This window comes from Hydrogenophaga sp. (assembly GCF_026125785.1).
Classification (GTDB): domain Bacteria; phylum Pseudomonadota; class Gammaproteobacteria; order Burkholderiales; family Burkholderiaceae_C; genus Hydrogenophaga.
In genome coordinates this window covers 217,146-237,335 of record NZ_JAHCKL010000001.1, presented here as the reverse complement: position 1 = coordinate 237,335, position 20,190 = coordinate 217,146, and the positions used below count along the sequence as shown (strand labels likewise).

Genomic DNA, 20,190 nt, shown 5'->3' with positions numbered 1-20,190 from the left:
GGACCGCTGTAAGCCAGGCTCAGGAGTGCCCGTGCTATCCTCGAACGGTTGCCCCGGTCGGCAGACCCGGGCTCGCCTCCGGAGACCGGCGGCCAAGCCATTCAAAACTCTGTACAAGGACAACGATGAGACTGATTCTGTTGGGCGCACCGGGTGCCGGCAAGGGAACGCAAGCCACGTTCATTTGCCAGAAGTACGGCATTCCCCAGATATCCACGGGCGATATGTTGCGCGCCGCGGTCAAGGCCGGAACGCCACTGGGCCAACAGGCCAAGGCAGTGATGGAATCCGGCGGACTGGTGAGTGACGACCTCATCATCAACCTGGTGAAGGAGCGCATCGCCCAGCCCGACTGTGCCAGCGGTTTCCTCTTCGATGGATTTCCGCGCACCATCCCTCAGGCCGACGCCATGAAGGCCGCAGGCGTGAAGCTGGACTACGTGCTGGAAATCGACGTCCCTTTCGACGCCATCATCGAGCGCATGAGTGGCCGTCGCTCGCACCCGGCCTCAGGCCGCACCTACCACGTCAAGTTCAACCCACCCAAGGTGGCCGGCGTGGACGACGTGACCGGCGAGCCGCTGATCCAGCGCGACGACGACAAGGAAGAGACCGTGAAGAAGCGCCTTGAGGTCTACAGCGCGCAAACCCGACCTCTGGTGGACTACTACAGCAACTGGGCTCGCCTAGACCCGGCCGCGGCACCGAAGTACCGGGCGATCAGCGGCATGGGCTCGGTGGAGGACATCACGGCGCGGGCCTTCGAAGCCTTGTCCCGCTGAGCACCACCACTGGCTGCGCGCGAGCCGACGGTTTTCCACGCGTCGGCTTGCCGACTGGTTCCAGGAATTGCAGAAAGAAAAACGGGTTAGCTTCACAAGAAGCTAACCCGTTGTCTTTGGTGGTCGGCGTGGCGGGATTCGAACTCGCGACCCCTTGCACCCCATGCAAGTGCGCTACCAGGCTGCGCTACACGCCGACAAGCCTTTGATTATAGCTGGCAAATCGCTTCGTTCAGACCACAGGACGAAGAAGTTCGCGTATTTCAAGCAGTTCCCGACGCACATCGAGCAGCAAAGAACCCGATTCGCGAAGCTCTGGCACATCGGCCTCGATGAAGGGCACCACCACGTCGCTGCCGTGCACCATTTCGTCGAGATCGATGACGTCGATTACCCCACCTTCCTCGTTGCGGCGACGGTCACGTTCAGCCTGCACCAGTTCCTGCAACTTGTTGCGCGCCCCGCTGATGGTGAAGCCCTGGTCGTACAGCAGCTCACGGATGCGCCGGATCATGAGCACCTCGTGGTGCTGGTAGTAGCGCCGGTTGCCCCGGCGCTTCATGGGCCGCAACTGAGTGAACTCCTGCTCCCAGTACCGGAGCACGTGCGGCTTCACGCCGCACAACTCCCCCACCTCACCAATGGTGAAGTAACGTTTGGCCGGTATGGGCGGAAGGGATTTCTCCATGAAAATCAAGGCAGTACGAACTGAACCTTGAAATCTACTCTAAGTTCGCTCGGCGCGGTGGCGGGAGCGACAAATTCCGTGTGAAATGTTGCAAACGGCATGGCGGTCGGTGCCGCATGCCTCCACAACGGACTCGGCCCCGTGCGACCGACGCCCGTCGAAATCGCCCTCAGAGCGCGCGTCAACCGCCAATGACGGCGGCCTGCACCTGCTCCTTGAGCTTGGGGCTGGCGTGGAAAGTCACCACCCGACGGGCCTCGATGGCCACGGGTTCTCCCGTACGCGGGTTGCGCCCCGGCCGCGGGGCCTTGGTACGGATCTGGAAATTGCCGAAGCCGGAGATCTTCACATCGTTGCCATTGACAAGGCTGTCGGTAATGAGATCAAAGAAGGCATCGATCATGTCCTTGGATTCGCGCTTGTTCAAACCGATCTGGTCAAACAGCAGTTCGGCAAGCTGGGCCTTGGTCAATGCCGGAGTTTCCAGGCTTTCAACGGCGAGTTCCATTCGGGCTTCTCCATCCATTCTTGTTGCTGATCAGGCGCGCAGACGGCCTGCGAGGCGCTGCTCAACGGACGCCACCGCCGCTTTGACGGCGGCGTCGATGTCCTCCTCGGTCAGTGTAGCGTCGTCGCGGTTGAGCACCAGTCGCACCGCAAGACTCTTTTCATCTTCCGCCAATGCACCCGCAGCCTGCGCCTGCCCTGCAGGAAGCTTCTTGGGGCGGTAGACGTCGAACAGCACCACCTCACGCAGCCAAGGATTGGCCGGTGCACGAATCGCTTCGACCACGGCGGCGTGCGTGACGGCCTCCTTCACGACAATGGCGAGGTCACGTTCGACAGGCTGGTGCCGGCTGACCGGCTGGTAGCTGGGCACAGGGCGGGCCAGCACGGCATCGAGATCCAGCTCGAACATCACCGGGGCCTGGGACAGATCGTAGGCATGGCGCCAGCGAGGATGCAGCTCGCCCACATGGCCGATGCAATGCCCCTCCACCCAGACGGCCGCACAACGCCCCGGATGCATCGCGGGATGTTCGGCCACACGGAACTCCGCGTTGCGCGGAGACAGCAACGCCTGTACATCACCCTTCACGTCAAAAAAATCCACCGATCGTTCGGCACTGCCCCACTGCAGCACACTGACGCCGCCATGGCACAGACCGGCCACGCGCATGGGCTGGTAAAAGCCCGCCACCGTGGTGTCACTGTCGCTCACTGAGGCGTCACGCAGAAACACGCGCCCCACTTCGAACAACCGTACCCGGTCGGCACGGCGGTCCAGATTGAACTTGAGCACCGAGATCAGGCTGCCCAGCAAGGATGAACGCATCACGCTCATCTGGCTGGCGATCGGGTTGAGCAAGCGGATCGGCTGGGCGTTGCCAGCCAGTTCGTGTTCCCAACGCGCCTCCACAAAGCTGAAGTTGATGGTTTCCTGATAACCCAGCTGCGCGAGCTGGCGGCGAACCGCAAAAGGCCCGCGGCGGGCCTCCGGGCGAATGCGGGCGGTGATGGGCGCCAGCGGCGGGGTGTCGGGCAACTGGTCGTAGCCCATCACACGTGCCACCTCTTCGATCAAGTCCTCCTCGATCTGCAGGTCGAAGCGGAACGGCGGCGGCGTGACGGTCACGGTCCCCTCACCCTCGGCAACCGGCAGGCCCAGGCGACGAAGCGCGCCTGCGCATTGCGCCTGCGTCAGCGGCATGCCCGTCACCTTGGCCGCACGCGCCACGCGCAGCGTCACGGCCTGGACCTGGGGCAGGCTAACCACGTGGTCGTCCATCACAGCGGCTTCGCCGCCACAGATGTCCAACACCAACTGCGTGATGCGCTCGATGTGTTCCACGGTACTCGACGGGTCCACACCTCGCTCGAACCGGTGGCCTGCATCGGTGGAGAAGTTGTAACGACGCGAGCGACCCGCAACCGCCTTCGGCCACCAGAAAGCCGCTTCGATATAGATGTTGCGCGTCTCATCGGACACCGCCGTGGCGTCGCCGCCCATGATGCCCGCGAGCGACTCCACCGCCTCACCGTCAGCAATCACCCCGACTTGCTCATCCAGCGCGATGGTGTTGCCGTTCAACAGCTTGAGCGTCTCGCCCATGCGCCCCCAGCGCACCTCCAAGCCTCCATGGATCTTGTCCAGGTCAAAGATGTGCGAAGGCCGACCCAACTCGAACATGACGTAGTTGGAAATGTCCACCAGCGCGGTCACGCTGCGCTGTCCACAACGCGCCAGCCGATCGACCATCCAGGCCGGCGTGGCGGCCCGGGTGTTCACGCCGCGCACAATGCGGCCAGAAAAACGACCGCACAGGTCCGGTGCCAACACCTTCACGGGAAGGCGGTCCTTCAGGCCAGCGGCAACCGGTGTGAAGACGGGTTCGATCAGGGGCGCTCCCGTCAGTGCAGCCACCTCGCGAGCAATGCCGTAGACGCTCAGGCAGTGCGCCAGGTTGGGCGTGAGCTTGAGCGTGAACAGCATGTCATCCAGCGCCAATTGTTCGCGGATGTCACGCCCCACCACGGCATCGGTTGCAAGCTCGAGAAGACCACCGTGGTCCTCTGCCAATTTGAGTTCACGCGCGGAGCACAACATGCCCTGACTCTCCACGCCACGCAACTTGCCCAACTGGATACGAAACGGCTTGCCATCCTCACCCGGTGGCAATTCCGCGCCCACCAGGGCACACGGCACCTTGATGCCATGGCGGGCGTTGGGCGCACCACAGACGATCTGCAGGGGCTCCCCCTGCCCCACATTCACCCGACAGACGCGCAGGCGATCCGCATTGGGGTGCTGTTCGGCCGACAGGATTTCGCCTACGACGACCTTGTCGAAAGGCGGTGCGACGGGATGGAGCTCTTCCACCTCCAGGCCGGCCATGGTCAGGGTGTCGGCCAGTTGCTGGCTGTTCAAGGGCGGGTTGCAAAAGGCACGCAACCAGGATTCGGGAAATTGCATGTCGAAGTCTCAGCGGAATTGCGAGAGGAAGCGGACGTCGCCGTCAAAGAAAAGCCTCAGGTCGTTGACACCGTACCGCAGCATGGTCAGACGATCTGGCCCCATGCCGAAAGCAAAGCCGATGTAGCGCTCGGGGTCCAGTCCCATGTTGCGCACCACGTTCGGGTGCACCTGACCGGAACCAGCCACTTCCAGCCAGCGACCTGCCAGAGGGCCTTGCTGAAACTGGATGTCGACCTCTGCGCTGGGCTCGGTAAAGGGGAAAAAACTCGGACGGAAACGCAGCACCAGATCGTCGGACTCGAAGAAGGTGCGGCAGAAATCGGTGAAGACGAACTTGAGGTCCTTGAAACTCACGTTCTCGCCGATCCACAAGCCCTCGCACTGGTGGAACATCGGTGAATGGGTCGCGTCGCTGTCCACGCGGTAGGTACGCCCTGGCGCAATGACCCTGATCTCTGGCATGCCCTGCCCGGCATCCAGCGCGGCACGGTGGCGCTTGACATGCTGCACGGCATGCCGTATTTGCATCGGGCTGGTGTGGGTACGCAGAAGATTGGGCGCCTTCTCGCTGCCCCCTTCCACGTAAAAGGTGTCGTGCATGGATCGCGCCGGATGGTCCTCGGGCGTATTCAATGCCGTGAAATTGAACCAGTCGGACTCGATCTCAGGCCCTTCGGCCACCTCGAACCCCATGGATCCAAAGATGGCCTCGATACGCTCCAGCGTCAGACTCACAGGGTGAAGTCCTCCCGCTCCGCGCTGCCGACCCGGTAATGTGATGTCGAGCGATTCGGCCTTGAGTTGGGCCAGCAATTCGGCTTCGGCCAGCGCCTGCCGCCGCTCAGTCAGAGCCGCCTCGATCGCCTGCTTGGCGAGGTTGACCGCTGCACCCCGGGTTTTCTTATCCTCCACGGAAAGTGCAGCCATGCCCTTCATCAGTTCGGTGATGCGGCCTGACTTCCCCAGGTATTGGGCTTTGGCGTTCTCCAGGTCCGCCGGAGCCTGGGCCTTTTCAAAGGCAGCGCGGGCACCCTCGACCAATGCGTCCAACTCGTTCATGTGTGTGATGCGATCGATGAAAACAAAAAAGGGATTGAAGCCAGCGAGGGAATCCCTCAAGCTTCAACCCCTTTGAGCGACAGGCGAAAACGCCACGGAGCCCGCGGCGCTCTCCCGGCCGTGAATCAAGCGGCCAGCTTGGCTTTGACTTGCTCCACGATGCTGCCAAAGGCAGCAGGATCGTTCACCGCCAGATCAGCCAGGACCTTGCGGTCGATTTCGATCTGAGCCTTCTTCAGGCCATTGGCGAACTGGCTGTAGGTCAATCCGCAGGCGCGAGCACCAGCATTGATACGGGCGATCCACAGTTGACGGAACACGCGCTTCTTGGTGCGGCGATCACGGTAGGCGTACTGCCCGGCCTTCATCACCGCCTGCTTGGCGATGCGAAAGACATTGCCGCGGCGGCCGCGGAAACCTTTGGCCAGAGCCAGGACTTTCTTGTGTCGGGCGCGAGCCGTGACACCACGTTTGACGCGAGGCATGAGTTACTCCTTGTTCGTCGTTGATCAAATGCCCGTGCCGGGCAGCATCTGCGCCATGTGACCCATGTTGGTCTCATGCACATTCACCGCACCGCGCAGGTGGCGCTTGTTCTTGGTGGTCTTCTTGGTCAGGATGTGACGCTTGAAGGCTTGACCGCGTTTGACGGTGCCACCGGGACGAACGCGAAAACGTTTCTTCGCGCTGCTCTTGGTCTTCATTTTGGGCATTTGCATGCTCCTTTTCATTTGTGCTCGTGAGGCGCTGCGAACCTTCCGCAGACTTGTTGGCCCCGAGCCACTTTTAAGAAAGCCCTTTCGAGCTTCCCATTCGGCGCAAGCCTTTCGGCCCACGCCTCAGACCACCAGGAGACGACCCTGGCAGTCCAATCCTCTCACCGAAACCATCCCCCGTTCAGGCAGCCGGTTGCCCTTCCACCGGCGCCGAAGCTTCTGCAGCCTTGGCCGCTCCGCCCCCCGCCTTCTTGCGACCGGGCGCAATCATCATGATCATCTGCCGCCCCTCGAGCTTGGGAAACTGCTCCACCAAAATGGTGTCGCCCAGATCGTCGCGAATCCGGTTGAGCAACGCCAACCCGAGCTCCTGGTGGGTGATCTCGCGGCCACGGAACCGCAACGTGATCTTGCACTTGTCGCCATCTTCCAGGAACCGGCGGATGTTGCGCATCTTGATGTTGTAGTCGCCATCATCCGTTCCAGGACGGAACTTCACTTCCTTGATCTCGATGACCGTTTGCTTGGCCTTGGCCTCCGCAGCCTTCTTCTGCTCCTGGTACTTGAACTTGCCGTAATCCATCAGGCGACACACGGGAGGAACTGCATTGGCCGCAATCTCGACCAGGTCCACATCCAGTTCACCAGCCATGCGCAACGCTTCCTGCAGACTCACGATGCCCAGAGGTTCGTTCTCCGGTCCGTTCAGGCGGACCTCGGGGGCCATGATTTCCCGGTTCAGTCGGTGTGCGCGCTCCTCACGCTGGCGGCGGTCGCGAAAGTTGGTAGCTATGGTGAGTTCCTTTGCGTGGGCTGGTCAAAAAAGAGGCAGCACCGGGGCCGCCAGATCGCATGCGGGGACACCACAGCCGCACGGGCTTCGATCCTGGCGCTTGAGTGCATCAAACCTTGGATGAAACGTCTGCCGCAATCAGTTTGGAAAAGGCTTCCAACGGCATGACCCCGAGATCCTTGTTGCCTCGGGCCCGCACAGCCACGGCGCCAGCGGCCTTCTCCTTGTCGCCCACGACCAGAATGAAAGGCAGCTTTTGCAACGCGTGCTCCCGTATTTTATACGTAATTTTCTCGTTGCGCAGGTCGATCGTGACCCTAAGCCCTTGATTCTGCAACGTTTTTGCGATTTCACGACAGTAATCAGCCTGTGAGTCGGTGATGTTGAGCACCGCCACCTGCTCCGGCGCCAGCCAGGCGGGCAATGCCCCGGCATGCTGCTCGATCAGAATACCGATGAAACGCTCCAGGCTGCCCACGATGGCCCGGTGCAGCATCACGGGATGGGCGCGCTCGCTCGTCTCCGTCACGTACTCACCACCCAGGCGTTCGGCGGTATTGAAATCCACTTGCATGGTGCCGCATTGCCACTGCCGGCCGATCGCATCCTTGAGCGTGTACTCGATCTTCGGGCCGTAGAAGGCGCCATCGCCCGGCGAGACGATGAATTCGCAACCCGAACGGCGCAAAGCCTCCATCACCGCGAACTCGGCCTTGTCCCACAAAGCGTCGGAGCCCACACGCTTCTCGGGACGCGTCGCCACCTTGTAGATGATGTCCTTGAAGCCAAAGTCGGCATAGACCTTCTGCAGCAGAGCCGTGTAGGCAATGCATTCTTCAAGGATCTGGTCTTCGGTGCAAAAAATGTGTCCATCGTCCTGCGTGAACCCTCGCACCCGCATGATGCCGTGCAACGCCCCGCTGGGTTCGTTGCGATGACATTGGCCGAACTCGCCGTAGCGCAGAGGCAGGTCCCGGTAGCTCTTGATGCCCTGTTTGAAGATCAGCACATGACCGGGGCAATTCATCGGCTTGAGCGCGTATTCGCGCTTCTCCGATTCCGTCGTGAACATGTTGTCGCGGTAGTTGTCCCAATGGCCGGTCTTCTCCCAGAGGCTCTTGTCCAGGATCTGCGGACCTTTGACTTCCTGGTAACCGTTGTCGCGGTAGACGGCTCGCATGTACTGCTCCACCACCTGCCATACCGTCCAGCCTTTCGGGTGCCAGAACACAAGGCCCGGCGCGGTTTCCTCCATATGGAACAGGTCCAGCTCGCGCCCCAGTTTGCGGTGATCGCGTTTCTCGGCTTCCTCCAGCATCGTCAGGTATTGCTGGAGGTCTTCCTTGCTGGCCCAGGCCGTGCCGTAGATGCGCTGAAGCATTTCGTTGCGATGGTCACCGCGCCAGTACGCTCCTGCCACCTTCATGAGCTTGAAGTGCCTGAGCTTGCCCGTGCTGGGCACGTGAGGACCACGGCAAAGGTCTTCGAAGGCACCCTCGCGGTAAAGAGACACCTCTTCATTGCTCGGGATACTGGCAATGATCTCGGCCTTGTAGTGCTCGCCCAGGCCCTTGAAATAGGACACCGCTTCGTCCCGCGGCAAGACCCGGCGCACCACGGGCTCATCTTTCGCGGCCAGTTCGGCCATGCGCTTCTCGATGGCGGCCAAGTCCTCTGGCGTAAAGGGACGCTTGTACGAAAAGTCGTAGTAGAAGCCGTTCTCGATCACCGGCCCGATCGTCACCTGTGCGTCCGGGTACAGATCCTTCACCGCGTAGGCCAACAGGTGGGCGGTCGAATGGCGGATGACCTCCAGGCCATCGGCATCCTTGGCGGTCACGATGGACAAGGGGCTGTCTTCGGTAATCCGGTAGCTGGTGTCTACCACCTTGTCACCGATCTTGCCGGCCAATGCAGCCTTGGCCAGACCGGAGCCAATGGACGCGGCGACTTCGGCCACGGTAACCGGGCCGGGGAATTCGCGCTGGGAGCCGTCGGGGAGCGTAATGTGCAACATGGTAGGGTCGTCCGGAAAACAAAAAAGCGCGGCAGAGGCCGCGCTTGGATGGGTCGAGAACAGGGGAACAGGCAGGCGCGATCTGCAGGCCTCATGAGGCCGTGGTAGTGCGCTCCATAGTTCGCGGTGTCATAACCAGATTGCCTTTCTCGTTCTTGCTGATTCGAGTCACAAAGGCGAATTATCCCACGAAAGCCCCGTGACACGCCCGTGGCTCAAGGGCTTCAGGCTGGGCCGGATCGCAAACCGTAGGTCCTGCCATCCAGAAACAGGTATTCGGCACGCACAATGGTCCCGCCTTTTTCGTCCTTGAAGGTGAACCCGACGACAGCCACCATCGCCCCGGCCTTGATCTCCGGCACCTGCCATTGACCGAGGCGAAACAGGGGTGCCAGTTCGATCTCCCAGCGGCGGTCTCGTCGTTGCGGCAGCACCGTGCGGGCCAGCAAGCCAGGACCGTCAACGCCTGCTGTTTGAGCGGGTAACGGGCGTTGCGCGAGATCGGCGGGCAGGACCAGGGGCTGGGGCAATTCGATCACCAGTTCGGCATGCGGATTGCGCCATTTCGCTTCAACGACGCGCCCCTCCACGTAGACAGGCCGGTCCTGGTCGAAACTGCTCCAGCCATGGTGCGCTTGGGCACGGCCCATCCAGCCGGGGAGTCCGAGCAGTGCGCCCAGGCGCACGAGTTCACGTCTTTGCATGAGGCCTCCTAAACGTAGCCAATCCATCGGCCGCAGGTCAAGACCAGCAGCCAGAGAGTCGACGACAGCAACAGCAAGGCGCGGGCGATGCGGTCCTGGGACTGCAGCGATCCCCTTGCATGGAACAGGCCCGCGTTGCACCCCGCGAGCATGATCAGCACCATCTTGGCTGTGAACACCCGGTTCGCCAACAGTTCCCCAGACTGCGTGCCGAACATCAGCAAACCTGATGTGGCGGCGAGAGCAAAGCCGGCTGCCGCAAGGCTCAAACTCAAGCGAGCCAGCGGTGCCACCGGCAGCGCCGCACCCCAACCGAAGACGCGGACTTCTAGCAGGATCAGGTTGCCCAACAACAACGCAACGCCCAGAAGGTGCACCACCTCCAGCATGGGATAGGCCCAGGGATGGGCGCCGAGCGCTGCAAACACGTTCAGCCGCTTCCGAGCAACTCAAGCGCCAACGCCAGGCGAGCCTTGACAGGCGACAGGTCGCTCACCTCATCGAAACTCAGACCGGGATGGGTCACCACATGGCCGCGTGCGCAGCGGCTGGTCAGGCACACGCGCACACCTTGTCCGCGCGCCGCTTCCAGGGCGGCCACCAGATCCTTGTGCACGGTGCCATTGCCGGTGCCCGCTACAACGATGCCACGCAACGGCCGATCACCGTCCGCCTGTGCGAGCAGGGCACGAACCAGGCCGCCATCAGCGTCAGCGTGGCTGAACACCAACTCCACGCGCGGCAATGCTGTCGCGGCCAAAAAAGAGGCCAGTAAGCCACCATCATGGAGCGGCTGCCCCAACGCGGGCACGCGGAATAGGCGAATCCGCCCTTCTTCGACAGCGGCCAGAGGCCCCTCGTCTCCGGAATCAAAGGCGTCCAGGCGGTAGGTATGCACCTTGGCGACATCGCGGGCTGCGTGCACCATGCCTGCACAGACCATGGTCACCCCAGCGAGGGATCCATCACACGCCAGAGCCACCGCATCGCTGAGGTTCTGCGGACCGTCCGGCACAAGTGCGCTCGATGGACGCATGGCACAGGTCAGCACCACCGGTTTGCGAGGCGCCAACAGCATCTGCAACACGAAGGCGGTCTCTTCGATGGTATCGGTGCCGTGGGTCACCACCACCGCCCGCACTTCCGGCCGAGCCAGGTGAGCGGCAAGTTGACTCGCCAGAGCCTGCCAGACAGACAGATCCATGTCCTTGCTGTCCACCTGAGCCACCTGCTCCACATCCAAGGAGAGGTCCTGCAGCAGGGGTACCGCATCCACCAGTGCACCCACTGACACCTGCGCGGCCACATAGCCGACGTTGTCGCCCGTCTGCGTTGCGCGCCCGGCAATGGTCCCGCCCGTCCCCAGAATCACCACCCGGCCGTCTTCATTTGCCTGTATCACTTGCCAAGATTTCCAAACTGGTTAAAAATACAGATACTGGATGCAAAAACAGTCCCCGCCCCAGGCAGCATCTGCCCTGCACACCAGCCCATTCCACCGCCCCGTGTTTCAAGAGGTTTCCATGTCCGACCTGCCCTCTTCCGCACCGAAGCTCACCGCCCGCCAACAGCAGATCCTGACGCTGATCCAGACGGCCATTGCGCGCACGGGAGCTCCACCCACCCGGGCCGAGATCGCCAGCGAGCTCGGCTTCAAGTCTGCCAATGCCGCCGAAGAGCACCTGCAGGCATTGGCACGCAAGGGCGTGATCGAACTGGTCAGCGGCACCTCTCGCGGTATCCGGCTTCGCAGCGAAGACCTTCGCACCATCAACGATTCTCGAGCCCATCAGCTTACCCTGCCCGGCCTCGCGCAGCTCGCCCTTCCCTTGATCGGCAGGGTTGCGGCAGGTTCGCCCATCCTGGCGCAGGAACACGTGGACCAGACCTACCATCTGGAACGCAGCCTGTTTCAGCGTACCCCCGACTACCTGCTCAAAGTGCGTGGCATGTCCATGCGGGATGCCGGCATCATGGATGGTGATCTGCTCGCCGTGCAAGCCACCAAGGAGGCCAAGAACGGCCAGATCGTGGTCGCCAGACTCGGCGACGATGTCACCGTCAAACGCTTCATGCGACGCCAGCATTTCATCGAGCTGCACGCTGAAAACCCTGATTACAAGACCATCGTGGTCGAACCCGGCGAGCCTTTCGAGATCGAGGGGCTGGCCGTCGGCCTGATACGCAACAGTTTCCAACTTTGACCGGCCTGGCCGGTGTCGCCTCAGCAGGTGGCGGGCGTTTGGTCCGTGGGCACGGAGCCCGCATGCGGACACATCCCTGCGCTGGCGGCTTTCACGCAATCCTGCCTGTGTTCAACCCCACCAAGGAGTTTCACATGGGAATCCGTTTCAACAGCAACACCTGGCGCGCGCCTCTGCAACTGATCGATTGCTGGCTGCCCGCCCCTGCCGTACGGCAGGCGCCAGCGGCCAATGAACCTTTCACCACGCGGGCCATGCGGCGCTTTGCCCGCGCAGGCTGGCTAGGTCGGAAGACCGCTGACACCCCGAGCGGGGCCATCACGAACGCTTCACAAGCGGTTTCGCCTGCAGGCGCCGTGGCCCACCCGTCTTGTCGGGTCCGCGTACTGCGCCAGGTCGACCCTCTGCCGGCACGTGCGGGGGCGGTACGGCTCGTGATCTCGGGCCGCATCAGCGACGTCTGTGCCGAACTTGATCGCCTGGCCGATCAGGAAACCCAGGTGGCTGCGCGCGTGGCCTGAGACGGCGTGTGCGCCGTGGCATGGCCACGGCGCCGAAACCGGGCCCTCGAAAAGTGAGAGGGCACAATAGCGTCCATGAACATTGTGATCCTGGACGACTACCAAGACGCGGTGCGCAAGCTGCGGTGTGCGGAAAAGCTCGAGCCTTACCCCGCCAAGGTGTTCACCAACACCGTCAAAGGCGTGGGACAGCTTTCCGTGCGGCTGCGCGACGCGGATGTGCTGGTCTTGATCCGTGAACGCACCCAGATCACGCGCCAGCTTATCGAGAAGCTTCCCCGGCTCAAGCTGATCGCCCAGACCGGGCGAGTTGGCAGTCACCTGGATGTGCGGGCATGTACCGAACGTGGCATTGCTGTTGCCGAAGGGGTGGGCTCCCCAGTCGCCACGGCCGAGCTCACCTGGGGCCTGGTACTGGCCGCCATGCGGCGCATTCCGCAGTACGTTTCGCATCTCAAACACGGTGCGTGGCAACAGGCTGGGCTCAAGGCCGCTGCCATGCCGGCCAACTTTGGACTGGGCATGGTGCTGCGGGGTCGCACGCTCGGGGTCTGGAGCTACGGCCGCATTGGCCAGATCGTGGCAGGGTATGGCCGCGCTTTTGGCATGCGCGTGCTGATCTGGGGCAGTGAAGAGGCGCGTGCGCGCGCTGCTGCAGAGGGATATGAGACCGTGGAAAACAAGCAGGTTCTCTTTGAAGAATCCGACGTGCTTTCGCTGCACCTGCGGCTGGGCGAAAAGAGCCAGGGCTGCGTGAAGGCCGAAGACCTGGCGCGCATGAAGACCACGGCTTTGCTGGTGAACACCTCGCGCGCCGAACTCATCGAGCCCGAAGCGCTCATCGCGGCACTCAACCGGGGCCATCCCGGCATGGCGGCCATTGATGTGTTCGAGTCAGAACCCATCCTTCAGGGCCATGCGTTGCTGCGCCTGGAGAACTGCATCTGCACGCCCCACATCGGTTATGTGGAGCAGGACAGCTACGAGATGTACTTCGCCGCTGCTTTCGACAATGTGGTGAATTTCATCAAGGGCACGCCGACCAACATCGTCAACCCTGGAGCCCTGCAGGTCAGACGCTGAGGCAAGCCTCCACTGGGCTCTGGCTCGGCTCAGGGCTTGCTGGTGGGCTCCTGGCTGCCCCCTTCGTCCGCCGGCGGCATGAAATCCTGCAGCTCGAAGTCGATCAGGTTGCTGGGCGCACCCGCGGCCTCCGACTGCGCCCTGTTCGCGGTAGGCTCAATCGCCACATCCACTTCGGGCAAGGACGCTTCAAAGGCAGAAAACTCCGAGATGTCGTCGAGGTTGATGTCCAGGCCGACGTGGTCCGACATCGGCAGAAGATCGTCAAGCGACATCGGTTCGGTAGGCCTGTCCTGCCGAGCGACAACGGCTTCTCGGGCGTCTGAGCGCCCCCCAGGCAGCAGGCGGCCTGCGGCCTTGAGCGGCTGCGAGGCGGTGTGGCTGAAATCGGGGTCCTGCCGATCGACCGGCTCCGCCTCGCGCTTGACCAGATCTTTGGCGATGGCGTGCAGCAACAGCAATTCGCGGTAGGCCTCCAGGTCAAATACCTCCACCTCGTCGTCGTTCGCGTCCCGGAAAATCGATTGCTCGATCAGGTCGAGCACGCGCGGCTCAGGCCAAAGGGTCTGGATGCGGCTGAAGGCGGTTTCGTAGGCCTCCAGGCCACGTCCTGCATCGGCGTAGTGATCGAACGGCGGCGCCCCGGCATTGAAAACCTGGTTGAACTCGTCGCGCAATTGGTCGTAGTCGTGACGACGACCGAGCCTGTGGTAGAGCTTGAAAAGATCCAGGTAGGCCAGCGGACTGGGCTCCAGGCTCTCCGCCAGATGGTTGCGCAGCACCTCGATCGCCTGGTTGTCCTCCCCCAGGGAGACGAAGAAATCGGCCTGCTGCTGCACGTCAAACAGTTCCTCCGTAGCGATGGAGCGCGAAACGCCGATGGCACTGGAGGAAAACTCGCGCTTGTCGCGTGCGCTCAGCGGCGGCACAGTTTCGGGCGCTACGGACGAACGGAAGCCCGGGTTCGCACTGGTCGGGCTGCCTGCCTTGCTCCCCCCGCCAAAGCTCGAATCGGGCTCGAACTGGAAATCCACATCCTTGGCCCCTGACGCTGCCGTCGCAGGACGGGGCTTGGTCTGAAGCGCCGCCGGCACGGTCTTTCTGGCTGTCGGGGGTGTCTCCAGGTGCGCCAGCACCGCCTTGTCATCGGGGTGAGAAGACCACCAGGCACGAGGCTGGCCCGCCACCGGAGTGGCCGATCGGCGGCGCCAGAGCCATGCCAGAGCCAGCAGGGCCAGCAGCAGCAAGGCGCCGAGCAGGTAGATCAGCGGGTTTCGGAAGCGCTCGTCGCGCGCCTGCGCCAGTTCTGCCCGCAGTTCGGCCAGACTGGCCTGGTCCTGGGCGCGGGCATTGCGCAGTTCGGCCGTCTCGCCCTCCAGCGCGCTGAGGCGCCGGGCGTCGCGCAGGATGTCTTCCGGCGATGCGTTGATGGCGGCCCAGCGCTGCAGCGCCTCCGCGCGGGCCTCTTCGGACGCGTTAGGTTCGCTGAGCAACCAAGGCGAGAGCTTCAGGTTCGGATCGCGTTCGACGCCGGGATCGAGATCGATAGGGTCCAGTCGCAGGCGCGGCGTGGCGGCTGCGGGCGCTGCGGGCGCTGCACGGCGGACCACGCTGGACGTCCCACGCGGCGCGGCGGCGGGGGTGTCGGCGCGGCGGGCCGGCGGGCTGCCTGCCGGTTTGCGCACGGGTGTTTCGGTGCGGGGAGTGGCTCGCGGCGTCGGCTCCGACGCTGCAGCAGGCAAGGGAAGCGGCACAGTGCCGGCCAGTGGCGCCGCCGAGGCGGCAGCGGTCGGGGTCACCGGCTCGGACGCGGGGTCGGCCAGCAGCACATACCTGCGTGTAAAGGCGTTGGTGCAACCCGCGCGCACATACAGCGTCACGATGGGTTCGTTGACCGGCACACTGGCCTGGATGCGCACCGAGGCCTGGGCTTCAGGAGAGGTGGTGGCCTGGGTCGCGCTGCGCACCATGCTGGGCGAAACCTGGCTGTCACCGTAGAACACGTCGGTAGACACACAGGTGGTACCCGCGTCTTCACCAGGCGCCAGCAGCAGTTGCACGCGCACGTCCAGCGGTTGCCCTATGAGGGCTGCGCCAGCGTGTCGACCCAAAGTCACTGCCGAACTGCCCATGGCAGTTGATAGCAGAATACAGGCTGTCCATGTCTGGCGCACGTTGGAAATCCTTCGTTCTTTCGTTGGGTCATTTTGTCATAGCCGACAGACCCTCCATTCCCAAATACAACACACTTATGCAACCCAATTTCCTTCATGCAGGCATTGTTGGTACTGGCGCCATGGGCCGTGGCATTGCCCAGATGGCGGCACAGGCCGGCAGCCAGGTCTGGCTTTTCGACTTGCAGCCAGGTGCCGCCGAGGCCGCCAGGGAGGCCTTGCAGTCCGCCTGGCAGACCCTGGTCGGCAAGAACCGCATGAGCGCAGAGCAGATGCAGGACTGCCTGGGCCGCGTGCATCTGGCCCAGGCACTCGCCGATCTCGCTGTCTGTGACCTGGTGGTGGAAGCGGTGGTGGAGCGCCTGGATGTGAAGCAGCGCCTGTTCGGCGACCTGGAAGCCATCGTGGCCCCCGGAGCCGTGCTGGCCACCAACACATCGTCGCTGTCGGTGACGGCCATCGCTGCGACCCTCAAGCGCCCAGGGCAACTTGCGGGCTACCACTTCTTCAACCCGGTGCCCTTGATGAAGGTGGTGGAAGTGATTGCCGGCCTGAAGACCTCGCCCGAGGTCTGCGAGCGCCTGACCGGGTACGCGCGGCAGTTCGGCCACACACCGGTGGCCGCGCAGGATACGCCCGGCTTCATCGTCAACCACGCCGGACGCGGTTACGGCACCGAAGCGCTGCGCGTGGCGGGGGAGTCGGTCGCAGACTTCGCCACCATCGACCGGATCCTCAAGGACCAGATGGGTTTTCGCCTGGGGCCGTTTGAGCTGATGGACCTGACCGCGCTGGACGTTTCCCATCCGGTCATGGAGTCCATCTACCACCAGTACTACGAGGAGCCGCGCTATCGGCCCAGCGTGATCACGGCCCAGCGTCTGGCCGGCGGGGTGGTCGGCAAGAAGGTGGGCGAAGGTTTCTATGTGTACGAGAAGGGAGCGGCCCAGGTGCCCGCCGAGCCTGCCGCCCCCACCGTGACCGAGCTGCCGCCGGTATGGGTTTCGCCCAAGGCGGCAAGGCGCCAGGAGCTCTATCAGTTGCTCAAGGACCTCGGCGCCCGCATCGAGACCGCCGCCACACCCTCGCCTGCTGCGCTGATCCTGGTCGCACCCCTGGGCCTGGACGTCACCACGCTGGCGGCGGTGGAGCGACTGGACGCCACTCGCACCGTGGGCATCGACATGATGCTGGAGGACGCAGCGACCAAGCGCCGCGTGCTGGCCACCAACCCCGCCACCCGTCCCGACATGCGCGACGCCGCCCATGCCCTGTTCGCGCGCGACGGCAAGGCCGTCAGCGTGATCCGCGACAGCGGCGGGTTTGTGACGCAGCGCGTGGTGGCCACCATCGTCAACATCGCGGCCGACATGTGCCAGCAAGGGGTCTGCTCCCCCGCCGATCTGGATGTGGCCGTCACACTGGGTCTGGGCTATCCGGCCGGACCGCTGGCCATGGGCGACCGCATCGGTCCCACCAACGTGCTGGAGATCCTGTTCAACCTGCAAACCGTGTACGGCGACCCGCGGTACCGCCCCTCGCCGTGGCTGCGCCGGCGCGGTGCGCTCGGGCTGAGCCTCACGCACGAAGAGGGGTAAAGAAGGCCTCCGTCGCCCCTTGGGACTTGGCAAAGCCGGTTCCTCGGTATCTCTCCCTGGATGGATCTCTCCTTTCCCAGCCAGTTTCTCGCATTGACCCACGGAACGCATCCCATGACCGCCAGCCTCAAGAGCCACAGCCATGGACAGACCATGGTGCTGACCATCAGCAACCCTGAACAGCGCAATGCGCTGAGCCCGGACATCTATGCGGCGGGGGTGGAGGCCCTCACCGTGGCCGATGGCAGCGCCGAGGTGCGCAGCGTGGTCATCACCGGTGAAGGCAGCCATTTCTGTGCCGGCGGTAATCTGCAGCGGCTGCAGGGCAACCGCCAGAAGCCGCCCGAGGTTCAGGCCGAGAGCATCGAGGGCCTGCACAACTGGATAGAAACCATCCGCGCCTTTCCAAAGCCCGTGGTGGCTGCGGTGGAGGGCTCCTGTGCCGGTGCCGGGTTTTCGCTCGCGCTGGCCTGCGACATGGTGGTGGCTGCACAGAACAGCGTGTTTGTCATGGCTTACAGCAACGTCGGCCTCTCGCCGGACGGCGGTGCCACCTGGAGCCTGCTGCGCGCCCTGCCCCGCGCCACTGCCCTGCAACTGCTGATGTGCGGGGACCGCATCGACGCGCCTCGGCTTGCGCAACTGGGTGTGATCAACCAGGTCAGCGTTGCCGGCCAGGCGCTGACCGATGCGCTGGCGCTGTGCGAGCGGCTCAACGCGCGCGCCCCCAACGCGATCTGCAGCATCAAGGAGTTGGCCAACGAGTCCGTGCATGCCAGCCTGCACGACCAACTGATCGCCGAACGCGACCACTTCGTGCGCAACCTGCACCACCCCAACGCGGGCGAAGGCATCGCCGCCTTCATGGAGAAGCGTGCGGCGAACTACCGCTGAACACCCACGCGCATACCCCGATCCACCCGCCACGTCCCAGTGGCGACAATGTCGGCCTTTCCAGTCACTCAAAAGACAGTCCATGGACGAACCGATTCTGACAATGGAAGAACGCGAGGCGATCAACAACGGTCGCTGGTTCACCAGCCTCTCCCCTTCCCTGCGTCACGACATACTCCGATGCGCCTACGTCAAGCGATTCAAGGACGGCGACCTGATCGTTGCCCGCGGCGATCCGCCGTCGGAATGGTCGGCCGTGGCCAAGGGTGCGGTGCGGGTGAGTTCGACGTCGCTCTCGGGCAAGCAGATCACGCTGACCTACGTGGAGCCGGGCGTGTGGTTCGGCGATGTGGCGATGTTCGACGGCGACCAGCGCACGCACGACGCCTACGCCCATGGTGCGACCACCATGTTGTGTGTCGCACGCACCGACTTCCAGAAGATCCTCAGCATGCACGTGGAGCTCTACGAGGCGCTGATGCGTCTGCAGGCGCGCCGCATCCGCACGCTGTTCGGGCTGGTCGAGGACCTCAACACCCTGCCGCTGCGCGCGCGGCTGGCCAAGCAGTTGCTGCATCTGGTGCGCAGCTATGGTGTCCCTTGCCTGTCCGATGGCAACGAGGTCCGCATCGGCCTGCAGCTCGCGCAGGAGGAACTGGCGCAGTTGCTGGGAGCGTCGCGTCAGCGCGTCAACCAGGAACTCAAGTCCATGGAACGCGAGAACGCCATCCGCATCGAGCAGGGTGGCCTGGTGGTGCGCAACCGCGACTTGCTCATGCGCATCGCCGAAAGCGAAGGCTGAACGCAGGCGGTACAAGCCGCACTCCGCAGCCGGTGGTACACCTTGCAGCCCCTGCCCCGGGCCATGACACGCCATGAGCCATCCGCAGAACTTCACCGGCACCCGCCCCGTCGCGCCGCAACACGCCATCGATGAAGCGGCGCTGGCTGCCTGGCTACAGGAGAACCTCGAAGGCTTTGTCGGCCCGCTGACGGTACAGATGTTCAAGGGCGGCCAGTCCAACCCGACCTACAAACTCATCACGCCGCAACGCGCGTATGTGATGCGCGCCAAACCCGGCCCGGTGGCCCGGCTGCTGCCGTCGGCGCACGCGATCGAGCGGGAGTTCCGCGTGATGGGCGCGCTGCACGGCACCGGCGTGCCGGTGGCGCGCATGCACGTGCTGTGCGAGGACGAGTCGGTGATCGGCCGGGCTTTCTATGTCATGGAGTGCGTGGAAGGCCGCGTGCTCTGGGACCAGTCGCTGCCCGGCATGACGATGCAGGAGCGCGGTGCGATCTACGATGAGATGAACCGCGTGATGGCCGCGCTGCACCGGGTGAAACCGCTGGACATCGGCCTGGAGGGCTACGGCAAGCCGGGCAACTACTTCGAACGCCAGATCGGCCGCTGGAGCAAGCAGTACCAGGCCTCTATCACGCAGCCCATCGAGGCGATGGACCGCCTCATGGACTGGCTGCCCCGCCACATTCCCGACATGGCGCGCGACGAGTCGCTGCTCTCGGTGGTCCATGGCGACTACCGGCTGGACAACCTCATGTTCCACCCCACCGAGCCGCGCGTGCTCGCGGTGCTGGACTGGGAGCTGTCCACCCTGGGCCATCCGCTGGCCGACTTCAGCTACCACTGCATGTCCTGGCACATTCCGCCCGGCGCTTTCCGGGGCATCGGTGGCCTGGACCTGGCGGCATTGGGCATACCGGCGGAGGACGACTACATCGCACGTTACTGCGAGCGCACCGGTTTCGCCGAACCCGCGCAGCTCAAGGCCGATTGGAATTTCTACCTGGCCTACAACATGTTCCGCCTCGCCGCCATCCTGCAAGGCATTGCCAAGCGGGTGGAGGCAGGCACGGCCTCCAGTGCGCAGGCCGTGAGTTCTGGCGCCGGCGCCCGTCCCCTGGCCGAGATGGCCTGGCGGTTTGCCAGCGCTGCCTGAATCTTCTCCAAGGAAACCT

At 63.6% G+C, this 20,190-nt stretch carries 20 protein-coding genes and 1 tRNA gene; 8 read left to right on the top strand and 13 right to left on the bottom strand.

The window, feature by feature from the left end:
• The first annotated feature begins 125 nt into the window (after positions 1-125).
• Positions 126-782, top strand: coding sequence for an adenylate kinase (gene adk / locus KIT53_RS01105; RefSeq protein ID WP_297746258.1), 657 nt, complete (start codon positions 126-128; stop codon positions 780-782).
• A 120-nt stretch (positions 783-902) separates the two neighbouring features.
• On the opposite strand, the gene KIT53_RS01100 is transcribed toward adk, so the two are convergent.
• From KIT53_RS01100 to KIT53_RS01045, 12 genes are all read right to left on the bottom strand, one after another.
• Positions 903-979, bottom strand: a tRNA-Pro gene (locus KIT53_RS01100).
• A 35-nt stretch (positions 980-1,014) separates the two neighbouring features.
• Positions 1,015-1,470, bottom strand: coding sequence for a MerR family transcriptional regulator (locus tag KIT53_RS01095; RefSeq protein ID WP_297746255.1), 456 nt, complete (start codon positions 1,468-1,470; stop codon positions 1,015-1,017).
• A 181-nt stretch (positions 1,471-1,651) separates the two neighbouring features.
• Positions 1,652-1,978 (bottom strand): integration host factor subunit alpha, encoded by a 327-nt coding sequence (locus KIT53_RS01090; protein ID WP_297746253.1) that lies wholly within the window; start codon positions 1,976-1,978, stop codon positions 1,652-1,654.
• Between the two features lie 30 nt (positions 1,979-2,008).
• Positions 2,009-4,444, bottom strand: coding sequence for a phenylalanine--tRNA ligase subunit beta (pheT, locus tag KIT53_RS01085; RefSeq protein ID WP_297746251.1), 2,436 nt, complete (start codon positions 4,442-4,444; stop codon positions 2,009-2,011).
• Between the two features lie 9 nt (positions 4,445-4,453).
• Entirely contained in the window at positions 4,454-5,506 is a 1,053-nt protein-coding gene (gene pheS, locus KIT53_RS01080) for a phenylalanine--tRNA ligase subunit alpha (protein ID WP_297746249.1), read from the bottom strand.
• Between the two features lie 125 nt (positions 5,507-5,631).
• A complete protein-coding gene (rplT, locus tag KIT53_RS01075) occupies positions 5,632-5,991 on the bottom strand; it encodes a 50S ribosomal protein L20 (RefSeq protein WP_086120609.1) in 360 nt (119 codons plus the stop codon).
• 24 nt (positions 5,992-6,015) lie between these two features.
• Positions 6,016-6,219, bottom strand: coding sequence for a 50S ribosomal protein L35 (gene rpmI, locus KIT53_RS01070; protein ID WP_204735817.1), 204 nt, complete (start codon positions 6,217-6,219; stop codon positions 6,016-6,018).
• A 184-nt stretch (positions 6,220-6,403) separates the two neighbouring features.
• The gene (gene infC / locus KIT53_RS01065) at positions 6,404-7,015 is read right to left on the bottom strand and encodes a translation initiation factor IF-3 (RefSeq protein WP_297746920.1); all 612 of its coding nucleotides are present in this window, start codon (positions 7,013-7,015) and stop codon (positions 6,404-6,406) included.
• A gap of 109 nt (positions 7,016-7,124) precedes the next feature.
• Complete coding sequence (gene thrS, locus KIT53_RS01060) at positions 7,125-9,032, bottom strand: threonine--tRNA ligase (RefSeq protein WP_297746244.1); 1,908 nt, start codon at positions 9,030-9,032, stop codon at positions 7,125-7,127.
• Positions 9,033-9,256: 224 nt separating this feature from the next.
• Positions 9,257-9,736, bottom strand: coding sequence for a DUF6152 family protein (locus KIT53_RS01055; RefSeq protein ID WP_297746241.1), 480 nt, complete (start codon positions 9,734-9,736; stop codon positions 9,257-9,259).
• A gap of 8 nt (positions 9,737-9,744) precedes the next feature.
• Complete coding sequence (locus KIT53_RS01050) at positions 9,745-10,164, bottom strand: hypothetical protein (protein ID WP_297746238.1); 420 nt, start codon at positions 10,162-10,164, stop codon at positions 9,745-9,747.
• Between the two features lie 2 nt (positions 10,165-10,166).
• Positions 10,167-11,138: an asparaginase gene (locus KIT53_RS01045; protein ID WP_297746235.1), complete on the bottom strand. Its 972-nt coding sequence runs from the start codon at positions 11,136-11,138 to the stop codon at positions 10,167-10,169.
• 121 nt (positions 11,139-11,259) lie between these two features.
• Here KIT53_RS01045 and lexA point away from each other — a divergent pair, with 121 nt between their 5' ends.
• The 3 genes from lexA (at position 11,260) to KIT53_RS01030 (ending at position 13,544) form a co-directional block, all read left to right on the top strand.
• The gene (lexA, locus tag KIT53_RS01040; RefSeq protein WP_297746233.1) at positions 11,260-11,940 is read left to right on the top strand and encodes a transcriptional repressor LexA; all 681 of its coding nucleotides are present in this window, start codon (positions 11,260-11,262) and stop codon (positions 11,938-11,940) included.
• Positions 11,941-12,074: 134 nt separating this feature from the next.
• Positions 12,075-12,461, top strand: a complete 387-nt coding sequence (locus KIT53_RS01035) for a hypothetical protein (RefSeq protein WP_297746230.1) — start codon at positions 12,075-12,077, stop codon at positions 12,459-12,461.
• 75 nt (positions 12,462-12,536) lie between these two features.
• Positions 12,537-13,544 carry a D-2-hydroxyacid dehydrogenase family protein gene (locus tag KIT53_RS01030; protein ID WP_297746227.1) on the top strand — a complete coding sequence of 336 codons (1,008 nt, stop codon included), beginning with the start codon at positions 12,537-12,539 and terminating at the stop codon, positions 13,542-13,544.
• Between the two features lie 29 nt (positions 13,545-13,573).
• On the opposite strand, the gene KIT53_RS01025 is transcribed toward KIT53_RS01030, so the two are convergent.
• Entirely contained in the window at positions 13,574-15,604 is a 2,031-nt protein-coding gene (locus tag KIT53_RS01025; RefSeq protein WP_297746224.1) for a hypothetical protein, read from the bottom strand.
• A 191-nt stretch (positions 15,605-15,795) separates the two neighbouring features.
• Here KIT53_RS01025 and KIT53_RS01020 point away from each other — a divergent pair, with 191 nt between their 5' ends.
• The 4 genes from KIT53_RS01020 (at position 15,796) to KIT53_RS01005 (ending at position 20,171) form a co-directional block, all read left to right on the top strand.
• Positions 15,796-17,316 carry a 3-hydroxyacyl-CoA dehydrogenase gene (locus KIT53_RS01020; protein ID WP_297746222.1) on the top strand — a complete coding sequence of 507 codons (1,521 nt, stop codon included), beginning with the start codon at positions 15,796-15,798 and terminating at the stop codon, positions 17,314-17,316.
• A 114-nt stretch (positions 17,317-17,430) separates the two neighbouring features.
• The gene (locus tag KIT53_RS01015; protein ID WP_297746218.1) at positions 17,431-18,210 is read left to right on the top strand and encodes an oxepin-CoA hydrolase, alternative type; all 780 of its coding nucleotides are present in this window, start codon (positions 17,431-17,433) and stop codon (positions 18,208-18,210) included.
• An 82-nt stretch (positions 18,211-18,292) separates the two neighbouring features.
• Positions 18,293-19,012: a Crp/Fnr family transcriptional regulator gene (locus KIT53_RS01010; protein WP_297746215.1), complete on the top strand. Its 720-nt coding sequence runs from the start codon at positions 18,293-18,295 to the stop codon at positions 19,010-19,012.
• A 73-nt stretch (positions 19,013-19,085) separates the two neighbouring features.
• Positions 19,086-20,171 carry a phosphotransferase gene (locus KIT53_RS01005; protein ID WP_297746212.1) on the top strand — a complete coding sequence of 362 codons (1,086 nt, stop codon included), beginning with the start codon at positions 19,086-19,088 and terminating at the stop codon, positions 20,169-20,171.
• Positions 20,172-20,190 lie beyond the last annotated feature (19 nt).

What these genes read in the sequence shown, in the direction of transcription:
- KIT53_RS01090 (WP_297746253.1), bottom strand. Translation starts at nt 1,978, where the DNA reads ATGGAACTCGCCGTTGAAAGCCTGGAAACTCCGGCATTGACCAAGGCC.
- KIT53_RS01005 (WP_297746212.1), top strand. Translation starts at nt 19,086, where the DNA reads ATGAGCCATCCGCAGAACTTCACCGGCACCCGCCCCGTCGCGCCGCAA.
- lexA (WP_297746233.1), top strand. Translation starts at nt 11,260, where the DNA reads ATGTCCGACCTGCCCTCTTCCGCACCGAAGCTCACCGCCCGCCAACAG.
- KIT53_RS01030 (WP_297746227.1), top strand. Translation starts at nt 12,537, where the DNA reads ATGAACATTGTGATCCTGGACGACTACCAAGACGCGGTGCGCAAGCTG.
- adk (WP_297746258.1), top strand. Translation starts at nt 126, where the DNA reads ATGAGACTGATTCTGTTGGGCGCACCGGGTGCCGGCAAGGGAACGCAA.
- rpmI (WP_204735817.1), bottom strand. Translation starts at nt 6,219, where the DNA reads ATGCCCAAAATGAAGACCAAGAGCAGCGCGAAGAAACGTTTTCGCGTT.
- KIT53_RS01055 (WP_297746241.1), bottom strand. Translation starts at nt 9,736, where the DNA reads ATGCAAAGACGTGAACTCGTGCGCCTGGGCGCACTGCTCGGACTCCCC.
- pheS (WP_297746249.1), bottom strand. Translation starts at nt 5,506, where the DNA reads ATGAACGAGTTGGACGCATTGGTCGAGGGTGCCCGCGCTGCCTTTGAA.
- KIT53_RS01010 (WP_297746215.1), top strand. Translation starts at nt 18,293, where the DNA reads ATGGACGAACCGATTCTGACAATGGAAGAACGCGAGGCGATCAACAAC.
- thrS (WP_297746244.1), bottom strand. Translation starts at nt 9,032, where the DNA reads ATGTTGCACATTACGCTCCCCGACGGCTCCCAGCGCGAATTCCCCGGC.
- pheT (WP_297746251.1), bottom strand. Translation starts at nt 4,444, where the DNA reads ATGCAATTTCCCGAATCCTGGTTGCGTGCCTTTTGCAACCCGCCCTTG.
- KIT53_RS01015 (WP_297746218.1), top strand. Translation starts at nt 17,431, where the DNA reads ATGACCGCCAGCCTCAAGAGCCACAGCCATGGACAGACCATGGTGCTG.
- KIT53_RS01020 (WP_297746222.1), top strand. Translation starts at nt 15,796, where the DNA reads ATGCAACCCAATTTCCTTCATGCAGGCATTGTTGGTACTGGCGCCATG.
- KIT53_RS01095 (WP_297746255.1), bottom strand. Translation starts at nt 1,470, where the DNA reads ATGGAGAAATCCCTTCCGCCCATACCGGCCAAACGTTACTTCACCATT.
- rplT (WP_086120609.1), bottom strand. Translation starts at nt 5,991, where the DNA reads ATGCCTCGCGTCAAACGTGGTGTCACGGCTCGCGCCCGACACAAGAAA.
- KIT53_RS01035 (WP_297746230.1), top strand. Translation starts at nt 12,075, where the DNA reads ATGGGAATCCGTTTCAACAGCAACACCTGGCGCGCGCCTCTGCAACTG.